At 67.8% G+C, this 7,849-nt stretch carries 8 protein-coding genes and 1 tRNA gene; 3 read left to right on the top strand and 6 right to left on the bottom strand.

All coding sequences use genetic code 11. The features are described from left to right. Nucleotides 1–517: 517 nt before the first annotated feature. Both ACFFCN_RS13725 and ACFFCN_RS13720 read left to right on the top strand, forming a co-directional pair. Nucleotides 518–1,030 (top strand): ferritin-like domain-containing protein, encoded by a 513-nt coding sequence (locus ACFFCN_RS13725; RefSeq protein ID WP_375492449.1) that lies wholly within the window; start codon nucleotides 518–520, stop codon nucleotides 1,028–1,030. Between the two features lie 320 nt (nucleotides 1,031–1,350). Beyond that, a complete protein-coding gene (locus tag ACFFCN_RS13720; protein WP_375492447.1) occupies nucleotides 1,351–1,830 on the top strand; it encodes a hypothetical protein in 480 nt (159 codons plus the stop codon). A 403-nt stretch (nucleotides 1,831–2,233) separates the two neighbouring features. On the opposite strand, the gene ACFFCN_RS13715 is transcribed toward ACFFCN_RS13720, so the two are convergent. The 4 genes from ACFFCN_RS13715 to ACFFCN_RS13700 all read right to left on the bottom strand — a co-directional run bounded on the left by ACFFCN_RS13715 (nucleotide 2,234) and on the right by ACFFCN_RS13700 (nucleotide 4,580). Next, the gene (locus ACFFCN_RS13715; RefSeq protein ID WP_375492446.1) at nucleotides 2,234–3,292 is read right to left on the bottom strand and encodes a sulfite oxidase; all 1,059 of its coding nucleotides are present in this window, start codon (nucleotides 3,290–3,292) and stop codon (nucleotides 2,234–2,236) included. A gap of 203 nt (nucleotides 3,293–3,495) precedes the next feature. Then, complete coding sequence (locus tag ACFFCN_RS13710; RefSeq protein ID WP_375492444.1) at nucleotides 3,496–3,741, bottom strand: YidH family protein; 246 nt, start codon at nucleotides 3,739–3,741, stop codon at nucleotides 3,496–3,498. A gap of 318 nt (nucleotides 3,742–4,059) precedes the next feature. Then, a tRNA-Val gene (locus ACFFCN_RS13705) sits at nucleotides 4,060–4,134 on the bottom strand. A gap of 53 nt (nucleotides 4,135–4,187) precedes the next feature. Beyond that, nucleotides 4,188–4,580: a TIGR02611 family protein gene (locus tag ACFFCN_RS13700; protein ID WP_375492442.1), complete on the bottom strand. Its 393-nt coding sequence runs from the start codon at nucleotides 4,578–4,580 to the stop codon at nucleotides 4,188–4,190. Nucleotides 4,581–4,677: 97 nt separating this feature from the next. Here ACFFCN_RS13700 and ACFFCN_RS13695 point away from each other — a divergent pair, with 97 nt between their 5' ends. Continuing rightward, the gene (locus ACFFCN_RS13695; RefSeq protein ID WP_375492441.1) at nucleotides 4,678–4,995 is read left to right on the top strand and encodes an STAS domain-containing protein; all 318 of its coding nucleotides are present in this window, start codon (nucleotides 4,678–4,680) and stop codon (nucleotides 4,993–4,995) included. Nucleotides 4,996–5,015: 20 nt separating this feature from the next. On the opposite strand, the gene ACFFCN_RS13690 is transcribed toward ACFFCN_RS13695, so the two are convergent. Further along, complete coding sequence (locus tag ACFFCN_RS13690; RefSeq protein WP_375492439.1) at nucleotides 5,016–6,794, bottom strand: glycoside hydrolase family 15 protein; 1,779 nt, start codon at nucleotides 6,792–6,794, stop codon at nucleotides 5,016–5,018. Between the two features lie 20 nt (nucleotides 6,795–6,814). Continuing rightward, complete coding sequence (locus ACFFCN_RS13685; protein WP_375492437.1) at nucleotides 6,815–7,789, bottom strand: TIGR03557 family F420-dependent LLM class oxidoreductase; 975 nt, start codon at nucleotides 7,787–7,789, stop codon at nucleotides 6,815–6,817. Between the last annotated feature and the right edge of the window lie 60 nt (nucleotides 7,790–7,849).

Genomic DNA, 7,849 nt, shown 5'->3' with positions numbered 1-7,849 from the left:
CTCTCAACGAACTACTGTCGACCACCTCAACAGCGGGCTGATGCAACGACCCCTGAATCCGCCGATCCGCATCTGAGACGCGGAGATCGTCGGGTCAGCGTGTCGCCATCCCTTTGGCGCGGTGCCCAGAGGTTCGTGAGGTTCGTGTCTTGTGAACTCTGGAAGGGGCTGGTCCTGCGTCGGCTGCAGTGGCGAGGTGCGGCGGGGGTCAGGGTGAATCGGGAGCAGGCTTGTCGGCCGCGCTGCGACAGTTTGCGTGTTCCTGGGTACCGTGGAGGTGTCGTGGAGTTCGGCCATTGAGCCCAAGACGATCATCCTCCCGGCTCTCCCAACCAGGGATCTCTTTCTCTTTCCGCGTCCTCGCGACGCGCCGCATGCGCAGCAGTATCAGTGCCGCCCAGAAGAGATGGACCGTCTTTCACCGTGCAGAGATGGATATGAGCGGGAAACCCGAACCTTCCGGCGGCAGCAGCCGCATAGAACCTGAACCACCAATTGATCGAGAAGCGGAGACAACATGTTCGAGCACTTGACAACCCCAGAAGAGATCTTCAGTTTCAAGCTGGGGTCGGCCCTGTCGATGGAGCACGACACCCTGGCGATGCTCGCTGACTTGGAACAGCACGCGCAGCGCGCCGAACTGAAGACGATGTTTCGTGAGCACGCCGAGGAGACCCGCCAGCAGATCGCGAACATCGAACAGTGCTTCGCGTTGCTCGGCGAGTCTGTCGATGACTCACCTTCGCCGGTGACCAAGGGCCTGGCCAAGGAAGGCACCTCGACGATCAAGAAGACCGACGACAGCATCGTCGACGCGGTGATTCTGGCCGGTGCTCTGGAGACTGAGCACTACGAAATCGCGGTCTACGAGACTCTGGTCACCAACGCCGAGGCTCGCGGCGCCACCGAGGTGGCGACCCTGCTTCGGCAGAACCTGACGCAGGAAGAATCGGCCCGCGACAAGGTCAAGCAAGCCGCCCAACGCATTTCGCAGGAGGGCATCGCCGTTCGGACTTCCGTGGCCGGCTGACCCGACCAGACCCGGACCGAAAGCGGGGCGGGTTCAATGCGAACCCGCCGTCCCGGCGTCCCTCTGACCCGGCGAAAGCCGCGACCTGCCGCTGTCTTCCGACGCCACCGGCAAGGCATTCACGGTGCGCGGCGTACAGATCAGCAAATTCGCCGACGGCGTGCTCGCCGAACGCTGGGGCAGCACCGACGAGCTCGGCATCATGACCCAGCGCGGCCTGGGCTGACCGCGTCCTCACCCCGAGGCGCAGGCGTGTCGATGACGTCGAAACGCCTGCGCCGAACCCGGGAACCGACTACCCATCGAGGGAGGAGCACCCCATGAACGCACTAGGCTTCCTGCGCGGCGCAGCCGCCGGAGCAGCGGGCACGACCGCACTCAACGCGACTACCTACCTGGACATGGCTATCCGCGGAAGAAGCACCAGCTCGGCCCCCCAGGATCTCGTCGAGGCCGCTGCAGGCAAGGCCGGCGTGGACATCCCCGGCGAAGGCGATGCGCGCGACAACCGGCTTGCCGGCTTGGGCCCGCTGTCGGGGACTGCGGTCGGTGTCGTCGTCGGCGCCCTGGCCGGTTCGCTCCACCGCACGGTTCGCTCGCGGGGGCACTCCATCCCAGCACCGATCGCCGTTCTGCTGATCTCGGCCGCGGCGATGGCCATGTCGGACGTCCCGCTCAAGCTGTTCGGGATCAGCGACCCGGACGAGTGGAAGGTCGCGGACTGGACGGCAGACGCGGTCCCGCACCTCGTCTTCGGCGCTGTCACCTACGCGACGCTACGTGCCACCGACGACCGGTAAGCCCGCTGATTACCTCGGCCACGGCCGGTTACGCCGCTGAACAAATTCCCGGCAGCTGGCCGAGCTAGATCGCCGACGAGTCTTTTCAAGCGAGCCCGAACTAGCCAACCGGGTGCCACAGATGCGGCCACCGAGCGAGTCTTGACCGGACACGCGCGCTAGCGCTCAACGCAGCATGAGCGTTTGTTTGATCTTGCAGTTATGGCGACAGATTTCCTGAAATGCGCTCTGCCTCTAGCGACCTGGGAGCACGCATGACGACGGTTCTTTGCGCATCAGGCCGTCTCGAATCGCTCTGCGGCGCTGGCGGGAGGTAGCTGTCGAAACTTGATCATTCGCCGATCGCTAGCGAACCTGGGCGCATTTGGAGGCAGGATCGGGGTGCGCCCGTCTAATTCAGGCGTCACATTGCATGTACGTGGCTTCTAGCCCATGAGTTGTTGATGTAGCCCTTCGGGTTCCACAGGTGCCGGGGTGATTCGGGTTGACTGGCGCCGGTGCTGTCCCACGCGCGGGCGATGACTGTCTGTTTGCCCGGCGTGACGTCCACGGCCGCAGTCCAGTGCTGCCACGACCAGGGTGACGCGGCCGGGTCGAGGTCTGCCTGCACCCAGCTACGGCCCTCGTCGGTCGAAACGTCGACACGGGCAACGGTGCGGTCGTCGCCGGCGTAGGCGTAGCCGGCGACCTCGAGCCTGCCGGCGGCGACGTGCGCGTCGTCGTCGGGGCTGATGATGGCGGCATTCAACGCGACCGCGGCGAGGGGCAGCCCGTCGCCCGGTCCGGCAGTGGCGGGGTCGGCCTCGGCGGGCAGCAACCGGTATGCGGTGGCTTGGAAGTAGTTGTCGGACGGTGTGGTCTGGACGGTGATGCGCTGGACCCATTTGACGCTGCGGGCGCCGATGTAGCCGGGCACGACGACGCGGACAGGTCCGCCGTGCACCGCGGGCAGAGGATCACCATTCATCGCCCAGGCGAGCAGCACCTCGTCGCTGGTCGCCTTGCCGAGGTCGATGGACCCGCCGTAGGGCTGGGGCGGGTCGGCGATTTGTGAGACGTCCGGGGCGCCCAACGCCACGTAACGCGCATCTTGGTGGACGCCGGCGTCGGCCAGCACGTCGGCCAGACGGACGCCTGTCCATTGCGCGGTCGAGGTGGCGCCGGGTCCCCACGGGTCCTCGCCCGGGATGTCGCGTACCTCGATCAGTCCGGCGCGGCGGTTACCTGCGCACTGCATCGTCGCCGTCACCTGCCGGTGCGGCCACCGGTTCTGCAGGTCGGCCAGCGACAGCGTGAGCTCGTGGTCGACCAGCCCGTCGATGCTCAGCCGCCACGCGTCAGTGTCGATGTTGGGGACCGGGCCGTGGTTGCGTACGTAGAACGAGTCGAATGGCGTGATCGTCGTTGCGAGCCCCGGCCGGGGTGGCTCGGCGTTGTAAGGGTCCTGCTCGTGCACGATCATGTCGTCTCGTTTGGCCCACATCGGATGCGTCTCTTTCTTCGTGTGTTTCTGCTCGGCTGGTGGTTCGACCGCGGTTGACTCGATCAATCGCGGCCGATCAGCACCAGCAGCATCGCGATCGCCAGCGCCGTGATCAGCACGGTCGAGGCGAGGACGGCCACGTTGCCGCGGGTGCCGGTGGTGTAGCTATCGGCTTCCAGTTCTCATGTGACCTGCCGGTAGCGCCGGGTGCCGTACACGATCCCCGCTGCTCCGACCGCGACCAGCAGCACACCCGCCGCTGCCGAGCTCCAGGACACGGAGTCGGCGAAGCTGGCCACCGCGAGACCCAGCGCCATCACGGTGGCTGCAGTACGTAGCCACGCGAGATAGGTGCGTTCGTTGGCCATGTGGTCCCGCGCTCGCGTCGACGGGCTCGGCGCCACCTCGGGATGGTCTGAATCGGTCACGGACTTACGTTGCCCGCCCTGCACCAGCCTGACAAGCGTGCGCGGGGCGCCATCAGGAATCCCCATGAATACCAGCAGGCGCACTCGACTCGTTCGAGGCACTCGACTCGTTCGAGGATGAGCCCAAAGCTCGCCGCGGACGAGGCCTATCGATGGGTCTTCGACAATCAGTCGACGTCGATCACTGCCTGCCAGCGGCACCCAACGGTCCATGTTTGGTCGACGTGTGCGGACTTTTTGCGGACTGAATTTGAAATCCACGAGTCGAACGTGATCATGGCTTGGCTGCGCAGGGCCCGGAGTTGCTGACCTAGAAGGTGGTGGGCGATACTGGGATCGAACCAGTGACCCCTGCCGTGTGAAGGCAGTGCTCTCCCGCTGAGCTAATCGCCCGGGACATGCCGGTGCGCGACCGGCCGGACCAGGTTACACGCGCACCGGTGGCGTCATCGCGTGAGCCGCCAGGCCAGGTAGAGGCACGCGGCGACGAGCACGAAGATCGCCAGGCCGACGAGCGCGCGCACCCAGATCGGTTTGCGGCCGAGCCATTGTGTCCACTCCTGAACCTTCTGGCGGGCGAAGGTGAGCAGCCGCCTGGCCCAGTCGTACTCGGTGGCCAGCAGCCCGAGCCCGGCGAAGATGATCACCCAGCCGGGGCCTGGAAGCGGCAGCAACAGGACGCCACCGGCGATGACGACGACGCTGACGAACGTGACGCCGATGCGCCAGCCGAGCGCACCGCCGGGCCGGGCGCGGACCCGGTCGCGGAAGGCCCGCAGGCCGGCGAAGCGCTGCGACTTCGCGTCCTGGGGACGCGCCTCGGATGTCGTCGGCGCCATGCTGCGACGGTAGAGGAGCCGGCTGGGAGTTCGCTGGGCGCGCGCTGGACGGCCCGCCGGATGCGACGGCGCCCGGACGGCTCGCTAGGGTCTGCGCATGGAGCTCGACATCGACGTGGAGAACGCGCCGAACTCCGGCGAGACCGTCCTCGTGATCACCGGTTCGGTCGACGTGCAGAGCCGCGACTGGCTGCTCGACGAGGGCCGCGAGGCACTGCGCACCGAGGGCATCACCGGCCTGGTGCTCGACATGTCCGGCGTGACGTTCCTCGACTCCACCGGCATCGGCGCGCTGATCGACCTCGCGCACGATGCCGAGGACCACGCCGTGACGTTCGGTCTGCGCAACCCCGGCCCGCGCGTCGTGCGCATCCTGCAGATGACCGGCCTGGACGCCCGCTGGCCGGTGGAGTAACCGCGGAGTCAGTCCTCTCGTCAGCCCTCCTCGGCCAGCGTCGTCGCGGCGTGCATCAAGGCCAGGTGGCTGAGTGCCTGCGGCAGATTGCCGAGGAACTCCCCCGTCGCCGGGTCGATCATCTCCGCGAACAGGCCCACGTCGTTGCCCGCGTCCACCAACTGGTCCAGCACGGCACGCGCTTCGTCGCGCCGCCCGACGAGCGCCAGCGCGGACACCATCCAGAACGAGCACGCGACGAACGAGCCCTCGACCTTGCTCGCCCCGCTGTAGCGGTACAGGTGCGGCCCAGCGCCGAGCTCGGCCTGCAACGCGTCGAGCGTCGAACTCATCCGCGGGCCGCGGTCGAAGCCGCTGATGGCATGCAGCAGCACCGACGCGTCCAGCTGATCCGAACCCGGGTACCAGACGTAGGCGTTGCGCTCGCTGGACCACGCGTGGTCGTCGACCCACCGGCGGATGCGCTCCGCCTCGTTGCGCCAGCGCTCCGGACTGCCCGGGATCTGGCCCAGCTCGGCAAGCGCGACCGCGTCGGTCAGCGCTTTCCAGCAGCCCATCTTCGACGTCGTGTAATGCCGCTCGGTCGGCAGCTCCCACATGCCGGAGTCCTTGCTCTGCCACACGTCGCACGCGGTGTCGGCCACGCCGGCGAGCGTGCGGCCGGTCTCCGCGTCGAGCACGTTGCCGTTGTCCACGTAGAGCCGCACGATGCTGAACAGGTCGCCGAAGACGCCGAGTTGCAGCTGGTCGGTGGCGGCGTTGCCGGCCACCACCGGCCGGTGCGCGCGCCAGCCCGGCACGTCGTACTCGTGGACCTCGCCGTCGGGGTAGCGCCCGTCGATCCGGTAGAAGATGCGCGGGTCGGGACCGTGCCGGCGGATGGTCGCCATCAGCCAGCTGATCGCACCGTGCGTCTCCTCGCGCAGCCCGAAGCGGAACAGCGCCTGCAGCGTGTAGGCCATGTCGCGTGACCACGCGAAGCGGTAATCCCAGTTCTTCGCCTCGCTCGTGGACTCGGGCAGCGACGTCGTGGCCGCTGCGGCAACCGCGCCCGTGGGGGCGTAGATCAGCGTCTTGAGTGTCAGCGCGCTGCGGCGCACGTACTCGCTCCACGGGCCGTCCCAGCCGAAGGTGTCCATCCAGGTCGCCCAGTTGTCGATCGTGCGGTCGACGCCCTGGTCGATGTGCTCGGGCCGAGGCAGGAACAGCGGCTCGCGCTCGGTGGCGACGACGGCGAGCAGGTGCCGCGAGCCGGGCGACGTCACGTAGCGCACGCGCGTCTCGCGCTGCTCGCGCTCGTCGTGCGTCTTGTCCGCTGCACCGAGCACGCGCACGGCCATGGTGAGACCGTCCAGCCTGATGACCGGTCCGGCGGCGGTGTCCTCGAACCAGGGTGACGCGGTGTTCAGGCAGGTGCCGGGACGCACCACGCCGCACAGCTCCACCTCGCCCTCGACGCCGTCGATGCGCCGGGCGAGCTCGGCCCACGGCAGCCGCCCGGCAACGCCGGTGTTCATCGCGTCGGTGACGCGCACGCGTCCACTCGGCGTGGTGAACGTCGTGGCGAGCACGTTGGTGTCCGCGACGTACTCGCGCTCGACGGTGAAGTCCTGCGTCGGCGCCAGCGCGATGTAACCGCCGTTCTGCGCGTCGAGCAACGCACCGAATGCCGGCGTGCGGTCGAGGTCGGGCAGCGGCAGCCAGTCGACGCGCCCGTCCCTGGCCACCAGCGCGACGGTGCGGCCGTCGCCGATCGCCGCGTAGGACTTCAGGTCGGCGTAGCCGTCGTCGTCGCGCACCGGCACATCATGCCGAGTGGTCAGGACAGCTCACGCACCCGCGGCAGCACCGTGTCCCGGTAGAACTCGAAGAACCCGTCGATGTCGCACTCCTGGTGCCGCGCACCGATCTGCTGGACGTGCATCACGTCGAAGCCGGCGTCGGCGAACGGCTTGAACGCAGCGATGTGCGTGTCGAGGTCCGGCCCGCAGGCCACCGACTCGGCCGTCATTTCATCGGTCACGAGCGACCCCGCCTGCTCGAAGTGCTTCGGGCTGGACAGCGTCTGGACCATTTCACCTTCGAGGCTCTCGTTCGGCCAGGACTCCCGCGCGATCGACACGCAGGCGGACTTGTCCGGGCCCCAGCACGCCTTCAGTCCGCCGTGGACGGGTTTGCCCTCGCCACCGGCATCGCGGAACACCTTGATCGAGTCCTCATCGGGCGCAACCGTGACGAAGCCGTCGGCGACGCGGCCGGCGAGCCTGCTCGCGCGAGGCCCGAAGCCGCTGACGTACACCGGCGGCGGCGCGTCGGGCAGGGTGTAGAGCCGCGCGTTCTCGACGGTGTAATGCGGGCCGTGGTGGTCGACGAACTCGCCGGTCCACAGCTCGCGCATGACCTCGATCGACTCCTCGAGCATCTCGAGGCGGACCTTCGTGTCCGGCCAGCGCGATCCGGTGATGTGTTCATTGAGCGCCTCACCGGAGCCGAGACCGAGGATGAACTTGCCCTCGGTCAGCAAGGCGCTGGTCGCCGCGGCCTGCGCGATGATCGCGGGGTGGATGCGGATGGTCGGGCACGTCACGGCCGTCGTGATGGGCAGGGACGTCACCTGCGAGATGGCCCCGATCACCGACCACACGAACGGGCTGTTGCCCTGCGCGTCGGTCCACGGGTGGAAATGGTCGGAGATCCACAAAGACTCGAAACCCGCGGCCTCGGCGGCTTTCGCCTGGTAGATCAGTTCCGCGGGGCCGTACTCCTCGCAGGACAGGAAATAGCCGATCTTCATTCGCGATGCGCCCTTCGCCGATGGGTCCGTCAGTCAGCAACTACCCCGGCGTCGGCGCAG

The organism is uncultured Jatrophihabitans sp., from assembly GCF_964246335.1.
Taxonomy (GTDB): domain Bacteria; phylum Actinomycetota; class Actinomycetes; order Mycobacteriales; family Jatrophihabitantaceae; genus Jatrophihabitans.
The sequence above is the reverse complement of the archived record's forward strand: the minus strand, read 5'-3'. Positions and strand labels throughout refer to the sequence as shown.